The sequence below is a fragment of the Candidatus Pseudothioglobus sp. Uisw_016 genome, from assembly GCF_048087635.1.
GTDB lineage: Bacteria > Pseudomonadota > Gammaproteobacteria > PS1 > Pseudothioglobaceae > Pseudothioglobus.
This window is the reverse complement of sequence record NZ_CP159806.1, coordinates 1,709,801-1,727,386: the sequence shown is the minus strand read 5'-3', so window position 1 is coordinate 1,727,386 and position 17,586 is coordinate 1,709,801. Positions and strand designations below refer to the sequence as shown.

Below are 17,586 nucleotides of genomic sequence, written 5' to 3'. Positions count from 1 at the left end.
TAATTAATTCGTACACGCAGATATTGTTGAAAAATTTGATAGATATCTTGGCATGATAAAGTCTAGATAGTGTTTTGCAGTTTCAGTTTTTTCTTTTAAAAATTCAGAAGATGATGTGTTGTTTTTAAAAGCAGATGATGCCCTCTCAACGCTTAAAAGCATTTGCCAAGCTGCTGAAATAGTTCCAATCATCATGAGTGTATCAAAGGCAATTTTTCCAGTAAATTCTTTGTCATCAGAGTTTTTAGTAATAATCGAAACAGTTTCTTCAAGATCATCAAGAGATTTTTTAAACCGATCAATCTGTGACATGGAAATCAGCTTTAATAATGATGGGGCTTCGACACATTCTTGCATTTCTAAAATAAGCTCCCTAACTCCAAGCCCATCATCGCTAATGATTTTTCTACTAACGAGGTCCATTGCTTGAATTCCATTGGTCCCTTCATAGATTGGAAGTATGCGTGCATCCCTTAAAATCTGAGCAATTCCAGTCTCTTCAACATAGCCCATTCCTCCGTGACACTGAAGGCTGACAGAGGCAACTTCTTGTGCGGTTTCAGTGCACCAGCCCTTTACAACCGGCGTTAAGACTCCAAGTTTCCTTTTATGTTTTTCTAATAATTCTGCTGGCAAGTCGCTTCCAGAATAGTCAACTTCTGCACAAGCGGAATAGGCTAAAGCTCTCGATGCTTCGGTAATGGATTTCATGTTTGCTAACATTCTTTGCACATCAGGATGCCTAGCGATTGGACCAGGCTCTTGAAATCCCGGAGCAATTCCTTGAACACGTTCATTACAAAAACTAAGCGCTTGTTGGTATGCGCGTTCTGAAACTGATACTCCTTGGAGTCCAACTGTGAGTCTTGCATTATTCATCATTGTGAACATACACTGAATACCTCTATTTTCTGCACCAACTAAGTAGCCAATTGCCCCATCTTCTTCCCCATAGCTCATGACGCACGTTGGACAAGCATGAATTCCAATTTTGTGCTCAATTGATAATGCTTTTAAGTCGTTTGACTCTCCAAGAGAGCCATCATCATTGACAAGAATCTTTGGCACTAAAAACAAAGATATGCCTTTAACACCCTGAGGAGAGTTTGGCAGTCGGGCCAACACTAAATGAATGATATTCTCAGACATATCGTGCTCGCCCCAAGTGATATAAATTTTTTGACCATGGATTAAATAATGATCACCGTTTGGAGTTGCTCGCGTTTTAAGCGAACCAACATCTGTCCCTGCATCACCTTCAGTAAGATTCATCGTACCACTCCACTCACCAGATATAAGCTTTGGAAGGTAGCGCTGTTTGAGTTCCTCATTTGCATTTAGAGTTATTGCTTCCACTGCTCCCTGGGTAAGGAGAGGGCACAGACCCCATGACATGTTTGCCGAATGCCACATTTCTTGAACGCTTGCAGCAATGACAAAAGGGACACCTTGTCCTCCATAATTAGGTGAGAATTGTAACGAGCCCCATCCTCCTTCAACAAAGTGCTGGTACGCCTCTTTAAAACCAGTTGCAGTAGTGATTTTGCCAGAGCTATCAATTTTTAAACCCTCTGAGTCACCAGTTTTGTTAATTGGTTCTATCTCTTCTTTTGCAAGCTTTCCTGCAGCATCTAAAACAGTATCAATTATGTCAACTGTTGAAGCATCAAGGCCTATCTCATTACAAAGTTTTTCAATTTCAACAACTTCTTTTAATACAAAGCTCATATCTTCTACAGGCGCAGTATAGTATGACATTATTCTTCTCCTAGGTTTTTAACTGACGCTCTAAGCTCGTGTTTTTGTATTTTCCCAGTTGCGGTTTTTGGCAGCGGCCCAAAGACAACTTTTTTTGGCCTTTTAAATTTAGCCATATTGTTTTTGCAAAAGGCTATAAGCTCATCTTCAGAAGCCTCTTGGTTAGACTTGAGTTCTACAAATGCACATGGCACTTCTCCCCAAGTCTCATTTGGCATTGCTACAACTGCTGCTTCTCCGACTGCAGGATGTTGATAAAGTACATTTTCAACTTCCACGGAAGAAATATTCTCACCACCCGATATGATGATATCTTTTGATCTGTCTTTAATTTGAATATAGCCATCACTATGAATTACTGCTAGGTCGCCACTATGAAACCAACCACCTGCAAATGCTTCTTCTGTTGCCTTGGGGCTGTTCCAATAGCCCATCATACAAGTGTTACAGCGAATTACAATTTCACCAATCGCCTCTCCGTCATGTGGAACTCGCTGCCCAGTCTCTTGATCAATGACGCTAACATCCTCAGTCATTGGGAATCTTACTCCCTGCCTTGAGCTTAATTTAGCAAGCTCGGCTGGACTTTCATTAAGCCAAGATGCCTGAGGTGCGGCTTGAAGGATATGTCCATACGTTTCAGTCAATCCATATACATGCATAACATTAAATCCTAGTTTCATCATGCTCTCTAAAACCTTTGCAGGAGGAGGTGCGCCAGCAGTCATTACTTTAATTTCTCTCTCAAAATATTTTTGCGTTTCTTTAGGCGCGTTGGCAAGCATATTGAGCATTATAGGAGCTCCACCAAAGTGAGTTACATTATGCTGTTCAAGGAGGTTAAATACTTTTTCAGGGGCAAAAGTCCTAAGGCAAACTATAGTTCCAGCGATCGCAGCCATTGTCCAAGCATGGCCCCAGCCATTGCAGTGAAATAATGGAACTGAGTACAGATAAACCGGGTGGTTGGGAAGGCTCCAGCCAATCACAGTACCCATACTCATTAAATAAGAGCCACGATGATGATAGACGACACCTTTAGGTTTTCCAGTTGTTCCAGAGGTGTAGCTAAGTGAAAGTGGGCTCCACTCATCATCAGGCATTTGCCAGTTATATAGAGGATCTCCATTTACAACTAGAGATTCATAATCAGTTATATCTGAAGAAATATCAGGCTGAGATTCAGCAAAAGAATCGTTTATTACTACTATTTTTGGACTAACTGAAGTAATAGAGAGAGCCTCAGATGCAACTGCAAAAAGCTCTCTGTCAACAAAGAGCATCTTTGCATTACTGTCGTCAAAAATGTATGCAATTGTTGCGGCATCAAGTCTAATATTTATAGTGTTTAGGATTGCACCAGCCATTGGAATTGAAAAATGTGATTCAAACATTTCTGGGGTGTTAAATGCAAGTACTGAGACAGTATCACCTGGTTTTATGCCATAACTTTTTAGACTTGAGGCAATTCGAACGCATCTTTCTCTTGACTCACTCCAAGTGTAAGTTCTATTTTCATAAATTACAGAAGTGTGCTGACCATAAACATCTGCTGTTCTATGTAAGAACGAAAGTGGAGAAAGAGGTATAAAATTTGCAGGATTTTTTTTCATAGCATTAACGGTTAATTTCTAAGCGTAATTCCATTATCTAACATAGATACAATTCTTGCTTGCGTTTCTTGCGTTTGAGCAAGGGTGAGGAATGAAGAGCGCTCAGCATCTAAAATATCCTGTTCAGTAAAAATAGTACCAGAAGCACAATTTCCACCAGTCATAATTCTTCCAATCTCAGTTCCAACAGTCACATCATGTGGCGTAAGCATGCCATTTTTATGATTTGTTGTAAGCCATTCCAGCATTTCTTCAAAGTGGTCTACGCCAGAAAGTGCGAGGGGATTTCGGGCTTTTGCTTTTGAGGTTGTCTCAATCGATGAAAGCGCACCAGTCAGTATGCGGTCTCTGTTCATATGAAAGACATCACTAGCTCTTCTCATTGATAGAGCATCAGCTTCTTGTGGAGAGTTGGCTTTTCTACCAAGTCCAATATTCATAAATGATTTCCAGGCACCTTTCCGACCGTCTCCTAGATTTTCAGACCACCTATATAGTGTTTCTTTACATCCACCACCAGCTGGAACAACCCCCATAAATGACTCAACAAGGCCCATGACAGAGTTAGCATGACCAACAACATGATCAGCATGAAGGACAACTTCAAAGCCACCACCAATTGACATGCCAACAGGGGCAGCAATTACAGGTAGTTTGGAATTTCTCATTTGTAGCATTGTGTTTTGAAAGTAAATAAGAAATGCATCAAGAGCATCAAAGTCATTTTTTTCAAAGCAATTTCTAACACTCCAAAGACTAACTCCACATGAGAAATGCTGGAAGTCATTGTGAATTACCACGCCTCGTAAGCCCTTTTTTTCAGACTCAGATATTGCATCAGAAATCATATCTAAAGACTCACTATCAAGAGCATTAGCTTTTGAGTGAAACTCAACTATTGCCGCACCTTCGTATTCAAACCAGCTAGCAGACTCATTTGAATTGATTGCTTTGAGAGTTTGTCGTACTTCAGAAAATCTAAGCACACCATCTGGCCTGATAATTGGTTTTAGATTTCCACTAGGCGAAAGGGAGCTTAATCCAGATTTTGAATTGATATAAAATTTATTGTTAATACCCTTAAGAAGAAACTCTGGAACGTCTCTACCATCAGCTTGAAGTCTGTCAACAAAGTACTCAATTCCAATTTCATCTAACAGCTCAAATGGCCCCTGAACCCAGTTATAACCAAGCTTCATAGCATCATCTATCTGCGTTAAATCATCAGTGACCTCTGGTACCAGAGAAGCAGCATAGCAGAGCGTTTCTGAAATAACATCCCATATATAAAGACCATACGGGCTTGTGTCTTTGATAATAAAAGAGATCCCAATTTTTTCTGCCTCTTCAAGAAAAGGGGTTTTTAAGCGCTCATGAGGACCATAACTCCCATTCGACAAATCAATTACTTGTCTTTCATCACCAATTTGTTTATAAAAACCTTTTTCATTTTTATTTCCAGTTTGGCCATTTGCAATCATTTTGTTCATAAACTTAATTTGAGACGAGTACTTATGAAAAGCATCATTTTCTGGAAGTATACTTACGAGGCTTTTGACAACATCAGCCATAAGGTCAATGCCTATTAAATCATATAGCCCAAAAACTCCTGTCTTTGGAAGACCTAGAGGCCTGCCAAAAAAAGCATCCGCTTCTGTTGGCGATAGTTTATATTCAAAGGCTTTATGAAGGGCACACTGGATAGCAAAAACACCAACTCTATTAGCAAGAAAACCAGGCGTATCTAAACATGAGACAACACCTTTTCCAAGTATTTTTTCACTAAATAAATCAAGAGTATCAATTACTTCATCTCTAGTAAATTCACCACGCACCAATTCAAGTAGTCTCATGAATCTAACTGGGTTGAAAAAATGAGTTATTGCAAAGCGCTCACAAAACTTTTTTGGCATTCCTTTTGTCAGAAGACTAATAGGAATCGTTGAGGTATTAGAGGTAATAATGGTTGACTCTTTACAGCCTTCATTTAACTTTTGATAAAGGGCTTGCTTAATATCAAGCCTCTCTACAACAGCTTCAGCAATCCAGTCGCAATCTTCAATCTCATGAAAGTGATCACGAGTGTTTCCAATTCTTATAAGGCTTTCCGCCTCTTTACTCATAAGGCCAGGCATATCTGGATCTTTAAGCCTTTCAAGGCCTTTAGCCGCTAAGCTATTTACGTTCTCACCCTCACTAGGAAGGTCAAGAAGCCAAACTTCTACCCCAGCATTTGCAACTTGACCAGCAATTCCAGCCCCCATTGTTCCGGCGCCAATAACGCCAACTTTTTTAATTTGATTTGTCATGAAGAGTTTTTTAAGATGAATGATTTAATGGCGTCAAGAGTATCTTTTGGAGACTCTATTGGAAGCATATGGCCTGCATTAGAAATAGTTGTGGTCTCAGCATTCAGCAGCTCAGCTAATTCTAAGCCGAATCGAAGAGGCGTATTTTTGTCTTCTGTTGCGAGAATAACGTTAGAGGGAATCTTGATATTTTTAGCACAATTTATGCCATTTTTATATTCAGTGCAAGCAATAAGATCTTCTGCTAGGGGATTATTAGCCATTATTTGTCGACCAATTCCAATAGGCTGCATTCCTGGAACAGCACTACTACCTGATTGTGACTGAGAGCCAAACCCCCACTTGAGCAACATATCAGCTGCATCAATAGGTGTCTTTTTGGCTGCGTCAACCAAAGCTTCGTTAACAGGTATTGAGGCAGCTGTTGCAACAGCAGTTAGTGTTTTTAGTTTTGCCCCTAAAGAACTGACTGTCTCTAAAGCAACAAGAAATCCTTGAGAGTGGCCAACAAGATGAATTGATTCACAGCCTGCAAGTTTAAGAGTTTTTCCAAGCCATTTGCCCATCTCTTCAATTGTTTTTAAAGGCTTACCTTCTGAAAGGCTATGACCTGGAAGGTCAGGTGCGAATACTGAAAAACCATGAAAAGCAAACCATCTAGCCTGAAGGGCCCAAGACCTATGGTCTAGACCACTTCCATGAATAAACACTACAGTAGGCTTTTTAGGATCAAATACACAGCCACCAGTGGCTACAAAAATATTTTCTCCATCTACAACAATATTCATTATGAAATTGCCTTTTCTACTGCCTTAAGCCCAGATTTGAAGTCACTAATAATATCTGATACAGATTCTATTCCAACAGATACGCGTATTAAATCAACACTACTCCCAGCTGCTTTCATTGCTTCTTCATCAAGGCGCGAGTGAGTTGTACTAGCTGGATGAAGAACTAAGGTTCTTGAGTCACCAACATTTGCTAAATTAGATGATAATTTTAGTGCATTGATAAATGCCGCGCCACCTTCTCTGCCACCTTTGACTCCAAAGCATAGCATAGAGCCAGCACCATTTGGAAATAGCTTTTGAGCAATTTCATAGGTTGGGTTTTCGGGTAAATCTGGATGGTTAACCCACATAACAGCAGATTGTTCTAGGAGCCACTTTGCAAGTTTAACTGCATTTTTTACATGTTGATTCATTCTAAGGGTAAGGGTTTCTATTCCTTGTAGAATCAAAAATGCACTATGAGGGCTCATTGCTGGACCAAAATCTCGCATTGATTCTGCTCTAATTTTCATTGATAGGGCAGATGGACCAAACTCCTCCCAAAAATTTATACCATGAAATGGCTCATAAGGTGTTGTTAGGGTTGGGTGTTTGTTGCTAGAACCCCAGTCAAAAGACCCGCCATCAACTATTACCCCTCCAACAGCAACTCCATGCCCACCCATCCATTTTGTGACTGAGTGAACAACTACATCAACGCCATGCTCAAAAGGTTTGCATAATACAGGCGTAGAAAAAGTAGCATCCACAACTAGCGGCAAGTTATTTTGATGGGCGATTTCAGCAATTTTAGGAAGGTCAGAAACCTCAAGCCCTGGATTTCCTATTGACTCACAAAACACAAGCTTAGTATTTTCTTGTATTGCGTCTTTTAGCGCTTTTTCATCATTTATAGAAACAAAGGTACACTCTATGTTAAACCTTTTAAGAGTGTGTTTTAGAAGTGTTGCTGTCGAACCATAAATTTGTGACGCACTTACAATATGATCTCCTGCAGAACACAGGCTAATAAAAGTAACAAAAAGTGCGCTCATGCCTGAAGCAGTACAAATAGCTCCAACACCACCTTCAAGTGCAGCGATTCGCTGCTCTAAAACCGCAACCGTTGGATTGGTCATTCGGCTATATATGTGACCACCTTTTTCAATATTAAAAAGAGCTGCAGCATCGTCAACTGTTTCGAAAACATAAGAGGTGGTTTGGTATATAGGAACTGCTCTGCTTCCAAAAGACGGTTCTGGCTGATAACCAGAATGCAAAGATATTGTTTCAGGACCAAAAAAGGATGACTTTCCCATAAATGCTCAGTTTAAAAAAACAAAGAGAATATTTTCTCACAACTGGCTATTGAGGTGGTTTAAATTTTGTCTTAAAGGTTATTTAGCTAAAGCCAGCTCTTTGCGCATTTTGTCAATCGTTAACTTGTAATTTTCAGTATTAAAAATTGCTGACCCGGCGACAAATGTATCAGCACCAGCTGCCGCAATTTCTTGAATGTTATCAACTTTAACGCCGCCATCAACCTCAAGTCTTGTGCTAAGACCTTTTTCATCAATTAATTTTCTTACAATTTTCAATTTTTCTAAAGACGAAGCTATGAAAGACTGACCTCCAAATCCTGGATTTACTGACATCAGCAGCACCATGTCAAGTTGATCGATTACATGCTCTAAATAGTGAAGTGAAGTTGCTGGGTTAAAAACTAAACCTGCTTTACAGCCATTTTCTTTTATAAGCCCTATTGTGCGGTCTATATGTTCAGATGCTTCGGGGTGAAATGTGATGTAAGAAGCCCCCGCTTTTGCAAAGTCAGGAATAATTCTGTCGACTGGCTTGACCATTAGGTGGACATCGATTGGTGCAGTAACACCATGATTTCTCAGTGCTTCGCAAACTAAAGGCCCAATTGTAAGGTTTGGTACATAGTGATTATCCATGACGTCAAAATGAACAATATCGGCACCAGCAACTAAAACATTGTCAACCTCTTCTCCAAGCTTAGCAAAATCTGCTGAAAGTATTGAGGGGGCGATAAAGTTTGGTTGCTTCATTTTAGTCTCCGTTTATTCTATAAAAAGGCTTTGGCCTGTCATTTCTTTTGGCTGTTCAATTTCCATAAGTTCTAAAAGCGAAGGCGCTAGGTCTGCAAGTGTACCAATATGTGGACCTAAAAGTAAGCTTTTCCTTTTCCCAACATATATTAAAGGGACTGGATTAGTTGTATGTGCAGTATGGTTTTTTTGCGTTTCAGGGTCTAACATTTGTTCTGCATTTCCATGGTCTGCAGTAATTAGGACTTCGGTTTCAGACTCTAGACATGCCTGGTAAATTTTTCCTAAACAGCTATCGACTGCTTCAACAGCTTTAATGGCTGCCTCAAGGTTCCCAGTGTGCCCAACCATGTCTGTGTTGGCAAAATTACAAACAACCAGTTTATGTTTTTGGGATTTAAGTGCTGAAATAAGATTTTCAGTTAACTCATATGCACTCATTTCTGGCTTTAAATCATAAGTTTTTACATTAGGCGATTGAATAAGCTTTCTTTCTTCTCCAGCAAGTATTGTCTCAACACCCCCATTAAAGAAAAAGGTAACGTGTGCATATTTTTCAGTTTCAGCAATTCTAAGCTGACTAAAACCAAGGCTTGAAATATAGTAACCCAGAGTGTTAAAGACAGATATTGGATGATAAGCGCACTCAAGATTAAAGTCTTTCTTGAACTCTGTGAGGCAAATAAAATTGCATTTTTTGAACGCATGCCTATCAAATCCATCAAATATTTCTGAAGTTAGGGCTTGAGTTATTTCTCTTGCACGATCTGCGCGATAATTCATAAAGATTACTGTATCGCCACTATTAATTTTTACAGGCTCACCAATAATTGTAGGGGCAATGAACTCATCATTTTCGCCTTCTTCATAGGCCATTTGGATTGCATTTTTTGCAGAATCTGCTTTACGATCTCCTTTTCCGGAAGATATTAATTCATAAGCTTTTGAAACCCTCTCCCAGCGATTGTCTCGATCCATTGCATAGAACCTTCCTACTACTGAGACAATTTTACCTACATTTAGCTCAGAGATTTTTAACTCCAGCAGTTCAATAAATTTTGAAGCGCTGTTTGGCGGCGTATCACGCCCATCTGTAAAGACATGAAAATAAACCTCTTTGCAGTCTTTTTGTTTTGCCAGCTCAAGAGCCGCATAAATGTGGTCTTGGTGCGAGTGAACTCCTCCATCAGATAAGAGTCCAAGAATATGCACTGCTTTATTATTAGCCTTAGCAGAGTCAAGCGCTTTGCACAAATTTTTATTACTGAAGAAAGCGCCACTTTTAATGTCATTACCTATTCTGGTGAAATCTTGCTCAACAATTCTTCCCGCACCAATTGTTAAGTGGCCTACTTCTGAATTGCCCATTTGGCCTTCCGGCAGTCCAACACTTTTTCCAGAGGTTCCAATTAACGTATTAGGGTAGGTATCAATAAGATGATTCCAGTTAGGGGTATCAGCCATTGCTATTGCGTTATTCTCAGAGTTTTGAGAATAGCCCCAGCCATCTAAAATTAAAAGTAGTTTTGTATTTTGCATTGAAAAATTAACAGTTATACATTAAATAAAAAGTGAACTACATCACCATCTTTAACAACATATTCCTTTCCTTCAGAGCGCAACTTGCCAGCGTCTTTTGACCCTTTTTCGCCTTTATATTGAATAAAGTCTTCATATGAAATCGTTTCAGCTCTAATAAAGCCTTTTTCAAAGTCACCATGTATTTTACCCGCGGCCATTGGAGCTGAATCTCCAATATTTATTGTCCAGGCTCTAACCTCTTTAACACCTGCGGTAAAATATGTTTGAAGCCCTAGCAAGCTATATCCCGCTTTAATTAGGCGATCAAGGCCAGATTCAGATTGCCCCATCTCATCTAAAAAACCTTGCTTGTCTTCGTCATCAAGCTCAGCAATTTCAGACTCAATATCAGCACATACAGCAACAACTTGACTATTTTCATTATCTGCATAGTTCGTTAATGCAGATAGGTGAGGATTGTTTGTAAAGCCATTTTCACTTACATTGGCAACATAAAGAACTGGCTTTGAAGTAAGCAATTGCAGACCCTTAACTAGCTTTTCCTCTTCTTCAGTAAAGACAAGAGATCTAACTGCATGGCCTTCTTCAAGAGTTGGTAGGATTTTTTCAAGCAAGTTTTTTAAAGGCAGACCTTCTTTTTGCCCTGATTTGGAGTTTTTTATAGCTTTTTGGTAGGCCTTTTCTGCGCTAAAAAGATCGGATAAGGCAAGCTCCGTATTAATTGTATCTATGTCATCAAGCGGATCAACTTTGTTTGAAACATGAATGATGTCATCATTTTCAAAGCATCGAACAACGTGCAGGATTGCATCTGTTTCACGAATATTTGAAAGAAATTGATTTCCTAGTCCTTCACCTTTTGAAGCGCCCTCAACTAATCCAGCAATATCTACAAACTCCATTGTGGTTGGTAAAATTTTTTCTGGAGTAACGATGTTTGCTAATCCTTGTAATCGAGGATCATTAACAGGCACGATGCCAACGTTTGGCTCAATCGTACAAAAGGGGTAGTTTTCTGAATCTATGCCCGCCATTGTTAGCGCATTGAATAGTGTTGATTTACCTACATTTGGAAGTCCAACTATGCCACATTTAAATCCCATCTTTTTGCCCCATTATAAGGAATGAAGGGCCTTCATAGCGGCTTCAAAATCTCCATCAACTAGCATTTCAATAACGCCTGATGCTTCTATCATTCCTTGTTCAATTAGTTTTAATTCAGAGCTAGTTGGGGAGCTTAAAACAAAATCTACAACATCATTTTTTGTTCCTGGATGGCCTATTCCCACTCTTAGACGATAAAAATTATTCGTATCAAGTGCTTTAATTGTGTCTCTTAAGCCGTTATGACCACCATGTCCACCACCTAGTTTTAGCTTGATTAAGCCAACAGGCAAATCTAACTCATCATGAATCACAAGAGTCTCTTCAGGCTTGATGTTGTAATAACTCAATAAGCTTTTGATAGAGCCGCCAGAATTATTCATAAAGGTCTGAGGCTTGAGAAGGTGAACTTTTTTAGAGCCAAAGCTAATGGTTGAAGTTTCACCTAGAAACTTAGACTGACCATTAAATTTGGAGCCTAAAACGCTAGCTAATGAATCAACAAACCAAAAGCCGGCGTTGTGACGATGTCCTTGATATTCTTTTCCCGGGTTTCCCAGTCCAACAATTAATTTAATCATTACAACGCTTCGTTTAAGTATTTATTGAGCCAATAAGGGCTGGCAACGTTTTATTCTTTTTCGTCACCATCTTTTGAACCTTCAGAGCCCTCATTAGATTCACCCTCTTCGCCTTCTGTTTCAGAATCAGTAGATTCTATTATTTCTTCCTCTTCCTCTACGATAACTTTAGGTTCCGTGACAGAACATACAGTTTGATCATGCGCCTCAACATCTTCATGCTGAAGTGAAGTAATTACAACGCCTTTAGGCAAGACAAGATTAGTTAGTGTTAGATGATCACCAATCTCTAGATTGGTAACATCTACATCAATACCATTTGGAAGGTCTTGCGGTAAGCATGAGATTTCAACCGAAACAACGAATTGATTCAGCATATTTCCTAGCCTTAATGCCTCATTTTCATCCATTCCAATAAAGTGTAATGGAGTCATTGTAACAAGAGCGTGTTTTGCGTCTACTCGTAAAAAATCCATATGTTGAACAGTATTTTTTGCAGGATGACGCTGAATGTCTTTTAAAACAACAGATTCTTTTGATTTATCAACCATCAAATCTAATACAGAAGTGAATGTATTTTCATTTTCTAGTAAGTGGGTGATTTCATGAATGTTTAGTGTTACCATCTGTGGCGCTTTAGTTCCACCATAAACGATACCTGGTACTCTTTCTTCTTTTCTCAAGCGGCGGCTCGCACCTTTCCCTTGATCTTTACGCTCTAATGCGTTTACAGTAATACTCATTTTGAGTTCTCCAATAAATAAAAAAACACCACGTTTAGTGGTGTAACCAATATTGCCCGTCTTGCGACCAGATAGGCTGGAGCATTATTTTACCCGAATTTCTTTTGCTATAGGCATCATTGGGGTGCACTCAGGCATCAAACGAAATTTGGACTTTAAGGCAAAATCAAATATAATCTTACTATGAATAAAAATACAAATGGACTACATACTGAGAATTTAGATAATGGCATGAGGCTAGAGACAACTTATAAAAATGGCATTAAATATGGAAGGGAAACTTACTGGTATGAAAGTGGCAAAAAAGCTTCAGAGGGATTCTATGAAAATAATGAGCTTGCAGGAACGCTGACTTATTGGTATGAGAATGGGAAAAAAGCTTCAGCAGGTTTTTATGAAGATAATAAACTTGAAGGAGTTCTAACTGCTTGGAATGAAGATGGTCTTTTAGAGTCCGAGCAAGAATATAAAAATGGTATTCTTAATGGTAAATCTATTTTCTATGAAGATGGTGTAAGAGCGGCAGAGTACATTTTGGAAAATGGAGAGATATCAGGAAATACTAACGGCTGATCAGCTTAATATAGTCTTAGTATAAAGACTCCTAATCAATGTTTAACTTTTTGCCTAAGCCTTAGACTCACTTATTATGACAAAATTATTCCTAACTGTACTTTTTTTAACGTCCCATTCAATTTCTGCTGATGAAATTAATAAAATGGCTACAATTGATGGAGATCCCGATGGAATTATAGTTGAGAGCTTTTCTTTTGAGAGAAAAGAGCTAACTGATAGCACTTCAATTTTCATCAGTACTAATGAAGTTACAAGTATTAAGTGTGCCATTTATGATAAAAATGATAAGCCAATAAAGGCTTCAGACGGCATAGCCACTCCTCCGCTTAGTAAGGTTTTGGTTTTATCTCAAAACGCAATGATTACATCAGTTAAATGTTGGGAACAAGGCCCTGAAAAAAAAGTAAAAATAATAGATAACTCAGTTGATATGTACTACAAGATGCCAACTTTTTTACTAGATGAATAAACCCATAAAACTTCCAATTTTTACGTCTTGTTGAGTTTCTTTAGCGAGATTTAAACCAGAATATAAGGCTGGAAAATGCACTTACTGCTGCATAAGTCCAGATTGATTGAGTAACTAGGAACCCTGTGAGTGCAAGAAGCGATATTGCAATAATAGTCGCACGCTCCTTTAGAGAATTTTCTCGAAGTTGAGAGAGAATGGCTTCTGTTTGTTTTTTTGAATTTTCTTGTTTAAGCGAGCCTTTTTCAATTTGTTTTAAAGCGTTAATAACCAACATAGGGATTTCGGGTAATTCTAAAATAAGTTCAGGGAGTTGAGCAGAGATTTTTTTAACAGTGTTTTTTAAGCTGTATTTGTCTTTGGCAAGCTTTTCAAGGTAAGGCTTTGCAGTTGCCCAAAGGTCAAGTTCAGGGTATAGAGTTCGACCTAACCCTTCAATGTTTAGTAACGTTTTATAGAGTAATAGAAGTTGAGGCTGAACTTCCATATCAAAACGTTTGGCCTCTTTTAGTAAGCTTAATAAAACTTGACCAAAAGAAATTTCACTTAAAGGTTTTTCGAATATCGGTTCACAAACGCTTCGAATAGCGTTTTCAAACTCTAAGACGTTTGTTCCTTCTGGTATCCACCCTGACTCAAGATGGACTTGAGCTACTTTTTTATAATCCTGATTGAAAAACGCTAAAAAGTTTTGAGCAAGATAGTATTGATCGGCCTCTGTTAGGGTACCCATAATGCCAAAATCAACACCAATATATTGATCATTTTCACCAACAAAAATGTTTCCTGGATGCATATCAGCATGGAAAAAATTATGATCAAACACTTGGGTGAAGAAAATCACCACACCATTTTCAGCAAGAGTTCGAAGGTTTGTATCAGTACTCTTTAAGGCCTCAATATTAGTTACTGGAGTTCCATAAATGCGCTCAGTTACTAGTATGTTAGAGCGGCAATAATCCCAGTGTACTTTTGGAACATAAAGAAGGCTAGAGTCACTAAAGTTCTTTCTAAGTAGAGATGCATTAGCTGCTTCAACCATCATATTAAGTTCGTTATAAATGATAGTTTCAAATTCAGCAACCGCTTCTCTTGGCCTCAGTCTTTTGCCGTCAGGATGCTTTTCAGCTAAGCCTGCAAATGCATAAAGTAGGCGAATATCTCTTTTAATTTGTTTTTCTATTCCTGGGCGAACAACCTTAATAATAATTTCTTCATCATTATGAGTAATCGCACTATGAACCTGTGCAATAGATGCCGAGGCTAAGGGTTCATCATCAAAAGATGCAAATAGGGTTGAGACGCTTTCATCAAGGGCTTTTTCAATAATCAACTTAGATTCTTTAGCAGGAAAGGGAGGGCATTTATCTTGGAGTTTTGCTAATTCATTGCCTATATCTTCTGGAAGAAGGTCCCTTCGAGTTGAGAGCGTTTGACCAAATTTAATAAATATTGGGCCTAGTTCTTCGAGCGCAAGGCGAATTCTTTCACCTCGAGTAAATTTTTTGCTCGGAAAGTAATGCCATGGTGTCAAATAAATTAGTGGCTTGAGGCTTTTTAAGAGCGAAGTAGATAATATAAGATGATCTAATCGATACCGAATTAGAGTCCTTGATATGCCAAGGAAGCGAAAAAAGCTTTTCATCTAGAACGCGCTTTTTTAAAAAATTTAGACCGACTAGGGGCAATCAAAAGAGTGGTAAATTCATTTTTTAAGTTTTCAACAAATGAATCCTTTTCCTGAGATGACGAGCCTTTAATCTTATCTAATGTTTGTCCAAGCTGATGCGCAATAATGTCCCCAGTATATTGAGAAATAAGCTCTTCAATGTCAATAGAGGATAATGCAAGTAAGTCAGCCAACTGCTGTGCTGTTTTAATGCTTCCATTAATTTCAATATCTTCACTTTCAATTAAATCTTCAAAAGATATACCTTTAAATAAAGCTAAAAAGGCTTTTTTATTGAGAGTGATATCAACATTAGTATTTTTTTGCTCACTATTTTCTATGACGAAAATGCGAGAATTTAGACACAGAAAAAAAAGCCTTAAATCAATATCATCAACATACACGCTAACTAGACTATTATCGAGGCGCGTTATGTTAATGTCATTAACATTTACCATGTGGTTAAGAGCTTTTTCAATAGCGAGGCGAAACATAGTAATTAAGTTTTGATTGCTTTATGAAGTGCGACTATGCCACCCGTAAGATTGTGATACTCACAAAAACCAAACCCAGCATCAAGCGCCATAGACTTCAAGGTTTCTTGATCAGGGTGTTTGCGAATTGATTCCGCAAGGTATTGATAACTATCTTCATCATTTGCAAAAAATTCACCAAATTTTGGTATAACGTTGAAAGAGTATAAATCGTATATTTTTTTAAGCATCTCATTTTCAACTTTAGAAAACTCCAAAATCAGTAATGTGCCACCTTTTTTTAAAACACGATACATTTGCTGAAGGGCAACATCTTTATTTGTTACATTCCTTAAGCCAAACGCAATGCTTACACAATCAAATGTGTTGTCTTCAAATGGGAGAGATTCAGCATTGGCCTGAACAAAGTCCACATCAATAATGCCATGATTCAAAAGATTTTTTCTACCCTCATTCAGCATTGAGCCATTGATGTCAGATAAGATAACCTTTCCAGATTCGCCAACTTTTTTTCTAAATTTTATAGCCAGATCACCTGTTCCTCCAGCAATATCAAGAACATGATCTCCTTCTGATACATTGCTACTAGAGATTGTGTAGTTTTTCCACAGACGGTGAGTCCCCATTGACATGACATCATTCATGAGGTCATATTTGCCTGCAACTGAGTCAAATACACCCTTAACTAGGCCTTGTTTTTTTTCAACGTCGACCTGTTTAAAGCCAAAGTGTGTAGTCTTGTCCATTATTAACTAGAGGGATAGTCCCTAAAGTCAGCACCAGTATATATCTGTGTTGGCCTAAAGATTCTATTGTGACTAACCTGCTCGTGCCAATGAGCTACCCATCCAGCTGAACGAGCCATGGCAAAAATAGGAGTAAAGTGTTCTTTGGTAAAGCTAAAAATTTCTGAGTAAAGGATGCCAGAATAAAAGTCAACGTTGGGATAGACACCTTTTTGAGACAATAACTCATCACAGATGCTTTCAACTTCAAGCGCTGTTTCGAATCGGTTAGATAAGTTGAGGCCATTTTTCTTAATATAAGTTTTAATCATTTTTTCAAGAATTGTGGCTCTAGGATCTTTGGTTTTATACTCACGATGACCCATTCCCCAGATAACTTGTTTGTTTTTGAGTCTATTTTTAATCCAAGGGCGGGCATTTTTTGCAGAACCAATTTCATCAAGCATAAGAAGCACATTTTCATTTGCGTTGCCATGCAAAGGTCCTGCAAGTGTTCCAACTCCTGATGCAATTGAAGAAAAAGGATTGGCAAGAGTAGATGCTGTCACCATGGTAGAAAAAGTGGAGGCGTTGATTGTATGCTCGGCATGTAAAATTAAGGAGGCATCTAAAAGGTTAACAATTTCTGGGTCAGATTCCTCCCCAAAACACATGTACATAAAATTTTCAGCATAAGACATCTTGTTGCTTGGAGGAATTGGATCATATCCTCTACTAATGCGAGTCCACATTGCGACCAGAGTGCTCATGTTTGAGATTATTTTAATAAGCGCATTTTGCGTATAGGCCGAGTCTGGCTCTGATGCGCCAGCATCTGGGTAAAAAGTAGCCATTGCAGCCATTGCAGTTTGAAGCACATCCATTGAGTGGCCAGTTGATGGAAGCGACCAAAGTAAATGGCGGATTTTTCGTTTTACTTCATTTCTTTTTTGTAAAATATTTTTAAAGGTTGACAGCTCTTTAGGTGAAGGCAATTCACCATTCATTAACAACAAAGCAGTTTCTTCAAATGAGGAGTGCTCGACGAGATCTTGAATGGAGTAGCCTCTATAAGCGAGTATTCCTTTTTCTCCATCGATTGAAGAAATTGCTGATTTAGTTGCTGGAACGCCTGCTAGGCCTGGAATATATTCGGTCATA

16 protein-coding genes are annotated in these 17,586 nt (G+C 38.6%); 2 read left to right on the top strand and 14 right to left on the bottom strand.

What is annotated here, in order from left to right:
• Positions 1–3: 3 nt before the first annotated feature.
• The 10 genes from ABXT69_RS08800 to ABXT69_RS08755 all read right to left on the bottom strand — a co-directional run bounded on the left by ABXT69_RS08800 (position 4) and on the right by ABXT69_RS08755 (position 12,492).
• Positions 4–1,758 (bottom strand): acyl-CoA dehydrogenase family protein, encoded by a 1,755-nt coding sequence (locus ABXT69_RS08800; RefSeq protein ID WP_416678034.1) that lies wholly within the window; start codon positions 1,756–1,758, stop codon positions 4–6.
• Entirely contained in the window at positions 1,758–3,371 is a 1,614-nt protein-coding gene (locus ABXT69_RS08795) for a long-chain-fatty-acid--CoA ligase (RefSeq protein ID WP_416678032.1), read from the bottom strand. Before ABXT69_RS08795 ends, ABXT69_RS08800 begins: the two co-directional genes overlap by 1 nt.
• An 11-nt stretch (positions 3,372–3,382) precedes the next feature.
• Complete coding sequence (locus ABXT69_RS08790; RefSeq protein WP_416678031.1) at positions 3,383–5,680, bottom strand: 3-hydroxyacyl-CoA dehydrogenase NAD-binding domain-containing protein; 2,298 nt, start codon at positions 5,678–5,680, stop codon at positions 3,383–3,385.
• A complete protein-coding gene (locus ABXT69_RS08785; protein WP_416678029.1) occupies positions 5,677–6,468 on the bottom strand; it encodes an alpha/beta fold hydrolase in 792 nt (263 codons plus the stop codon). The genes ABXT69_RS08790 and ABXT69_RS08785 overlap by 4 nt, the downstream gene beginning before the upstream one ends.
• Positions 6,468–7,769 (bottom strand): O-acetylhomoserine aminocarboxypropyltransferase/cysteine synthase family protein, encoded by a 1,302-nt coding sequence (locus ABXT69_RS08780; RefSeq protein ID WP_416678027.1) that lies wholly within the window; start codon positions 7,767–7,769, stop codon positions 6,468–6,470. Before ABXT69_RS08780 ends, ABXT69_RS08785 begins: the two co-directional genes overlap by 1 nt.
• A 78-nt stretch (positions 7,770–7,847) precedes the next feature.
• Entirely contained in the window at positions 7,848–8,522 is a 675-nt protein-coding gene (rpe, locus tag ABXT69_RS08775) for a ribulose-phosphate 3-epimerase (RefSeq protein ID WP_271541873.1), read from the bottom strand.
• 12 nt (positions 8,523–8,534) lie between these two features.
• The gene (gene gpmI, locus ABXT69_RS08770; RefSeq protein WP_416678025.1) at positions 8,535–10,061 is read right to left on the bottom strand and encodes a 2,3-bisphosphoglycerate-independent phosphoglycerate mutase; all 1,527 of its coding nucleotides are present in this window, start codon (positions 10,059–10,061) and stop codon (positions 8,535–8,537) included.
• Positions 10,062–10,075: 14 nt separating this feature from the next.
• Positions 10,076–11,167, bottom strand: a complete 1,092-nt coding sequence (gene ychF / locus ABXT69_RS08765) for a redox-regulated ATPase YchF (RefSeq protein ID WP_416678023.1) — start codon at positions 11,165–11,167, stop codon at positions 10,076–10,078.
• A 12-nt stretch (positions 11,168–11,179) separates the two neighbouring features.
• A complete protein-coding gene (gene pth, locus ABXT69_RS08760) occupies positions 11,180–11,749 on the bottom strand; it encodes an aminoacyl-tRNA hydrolase (RefSeq protein ID WP_416678021.1) in 570 nt (189 codons plus the stop codon).
• Positions 11,750–11,799: 50 nt separating this feature from the next.
• Positions 11,800–12,492: a 50S ribosomal protein L25/general stress protein Ctc gene (locus ABXT69_RS08755; RefSeq protein ID WP_416678019.1), complete on the bottom strand. Its 693-nt coding sequence runs from the start codon at positions 12,490–12,492 to the stop codon at positions 11,800–11,802.
• Between the two features lie 183 nt (positions 12,493–12,675).
• Here ABXT69_RS08755 and ABXT69_RS08750 point away from each other — a divergent pair, with 183 nt between their 5' ends.
• Together ABXT69_RS08750 and ABXT69_RS08745 are read left to right on the top strand one after the other, a co-directional pair.
• Positions 12,676–13,065 carry a toxin-antitoxin system YwqK family antitoxin gene (locus tag ABXT69_RS08750; RefSeq protein ID WP_416678017.1) on the top strand — a complete coding sequence of 130 codons (390 nt, stop codon included), beginning with the start codon at positions 12,676–12,678 and terminating at the stop codon, positions 13,063–13,065.
• Positions 13,066–13,141: 76 nt separating this feature from the next.
• Complete coding sequence (locus ABXT69_RS08745; protein WP_416678015.1) at positions 13,142–13,537, top strand: hypothetical protein; 396 nt, start codon at positions 13,142–13,144, stop codon at positions 13,535–13,537.
• A 40-nt stretch (positions 13,538–13,577) separates the two neighbouring features.
• Here the strand turns inward: ABXT69_RS08745 and ubiB are convergent, their stop codons facing one another.
• From ubiB to ABXT69_RS08725, 4 genes are read right to left on the bottom strand one after another with little or no spacing between them, the layout of a single operon-like run.
• Entirely contained in the window at positions 13,578–15,182 is a 1,605-nt protein-coding gene (gene ubiB, locus ABXT69_RS08740) for a ubiquinone biosynthesis regulatory protein kinase UbiB (RefSeq protein ID WP_416678013.1), read from the bottom strand.
• Positions 15,179–15,700, bottom strand: coding sequence for an SCP2 sterol-binding domain-containing protein (locus ABXT69_RS08735; RefSeq protein WP_416678011.1), 522 nt, complete (start codon positions 15,698–15,700; stop codon positions 15,179–15,181). Before ABXT69_RS08735 ends, ubiB begins: the two co-directional genes overlap by 4 nt.
• A gap of 5 nt (positions 15,701–15,705) precedes the next feature.
• The gene (ubiE, locus tag ABXT69_RS08730) at positions 15,706–16,446 is read right to left on the bottom strand and encodes a bifunctional demethylmenaquinone methyltransferase/2-methoxy-6-polyprenyl-1,4-benzoquinol methylase UbiE (protein WP_416678009.1); all 741 of its coding nucleotides are present in this window, start codon (positions 16,444–16,446) and stop codon (positions 15,706–15,708) included.
• A 2-nt stretch (positions 16,447–16,448) separates the two neighbouring features.
• Entirely contained in the window at positions 16,449–17,585 is a 1,137-nt protein-coding gene (locus ABXT69_RS08725) for a citrate synthase (protein ID WP_416678007.1), read from the bottom strand.
• Position 17,586 lies beyond the last annotated feature (1 nt).

What these genes read in the sequence shown, in the direction of transcription:
- ABXT69_RS08755 (WP_416678019.1), bottom strand. Translation starts at nt 12,492, where the DNA reads ATGAGTATTACTGTAAACGCATTAGAGCGTAAAGATCAAGGGAAAGGT.
- gpmI (WP_416678025.1), bottom strand. Translation starts at nt 10,061, where the DNA reads ATGCAAAATACAAAACTACTTTTAATTTTAGATGGCTGGGGCTATTCT.
- rpe (WP_271541873.1), bottom strand. Translation starts at nt 8,522, where the DNA reads ATGAAGCAACCAAACTTTATCGCCCCCTCAATACTTTCAGCAGATTTT.
- ABXT69_RS08800 (WP_416678034.1), bottom strand. Translation starts at nt 1,758, where the DNA reads ATGTCATACTATACTGCGCCTGTAGAAGATATGAGCTTTGTATTAAAA.
- ABXT69_RS08785 (WP_416678029.1), bottom strand. Translation starts at nt 6,468, where the DNA reads ATGAATATTGTTGTAGATGGAGAAAATATTTTTGTAGCCACTGGTGGC.
- ABXT69_RS08795 (WP_416678032.1), bottom strand. Translation starts at nt 3,371, where the DNA reads ATGAAAAAAAATCCTGCAAATTTTATACCTCTTTCTCCACTTTCGTTC.
- ABXT69_RS08745 (WP_416678015.1), top strand. Translation starts at nt 13,142, where the DNA reads ATGACAAAATTATTCCTAACTGTACTTTTTTTAACGTCCCATTCAATT.
- ABXT69_RS08735 (WP_416678011.1), bottom strand. Translation starts at nt 15,700, where the DNA reads ATGTTTCGCCTCGCTATTGAAAAAGCTCTTAACCACATGGTAAATGTT.
- ABXT69_RS08780 (WP_416678027.1), bottom strand. Translation starts at nt 7,769, where the DNA reads ATGGGAAAGTCATCCTTTTTTGGTCCTGAAACAATATCTTTGCATTCT.
- ABXT69_RS08725 (WP_416678007.1), bottom strand. Translation starts at nt 17,585, where the DNA reads ATGACCGAATATATTCCAGGCCTAGCAGGCGTTCCAGCAACTAAATCA.
- pth (WP_416678021.1), bottom strand. Translation starts at nt 11,749, where the DNA reads ATGATTAAATTAATTGTTGGACTGGGAAACCCGGGAAAAGAATATCAA.
- ubiE (WP_416678009.1), bottom strand. Translation starts at nt 16,446, where the DNA reads ATGGACAAGACTACACACTTTGGCTTTAAACAGGTCGACGTTGAAAAA.
- ABXT69_RS08750 (WP_416678017.1), top strand. Translation starts at nt 12,676, where the DNA reads ATGAATAAAAATACAAATGGACTACATACTGAGAATTTAGATAATGGC.
- ABXT69_RS08790 (WP_416678031.1), bottom strand. Translation starts at nt 5,680, where the DNA reads ATGACAAATCAAATTAAAAAAGTTGGCGTTATTGGCGCCGGAACAATG.
- ubiB (WP_416678013.1), bottom strand. Translation starts at nt 15,182, where the DNA reads ATGAAAAGCTTTTTTCGCTTCCTTGGCATATCAAGGACTCTAATTCGG.
- ychF (WP_416678023.1), bottom strand. Translation starts at nt 11,167, where the DNA reads ATGGGATTTAAATGTGGCATAGTTGGACTTCCAAATGTAGGTAAATCA.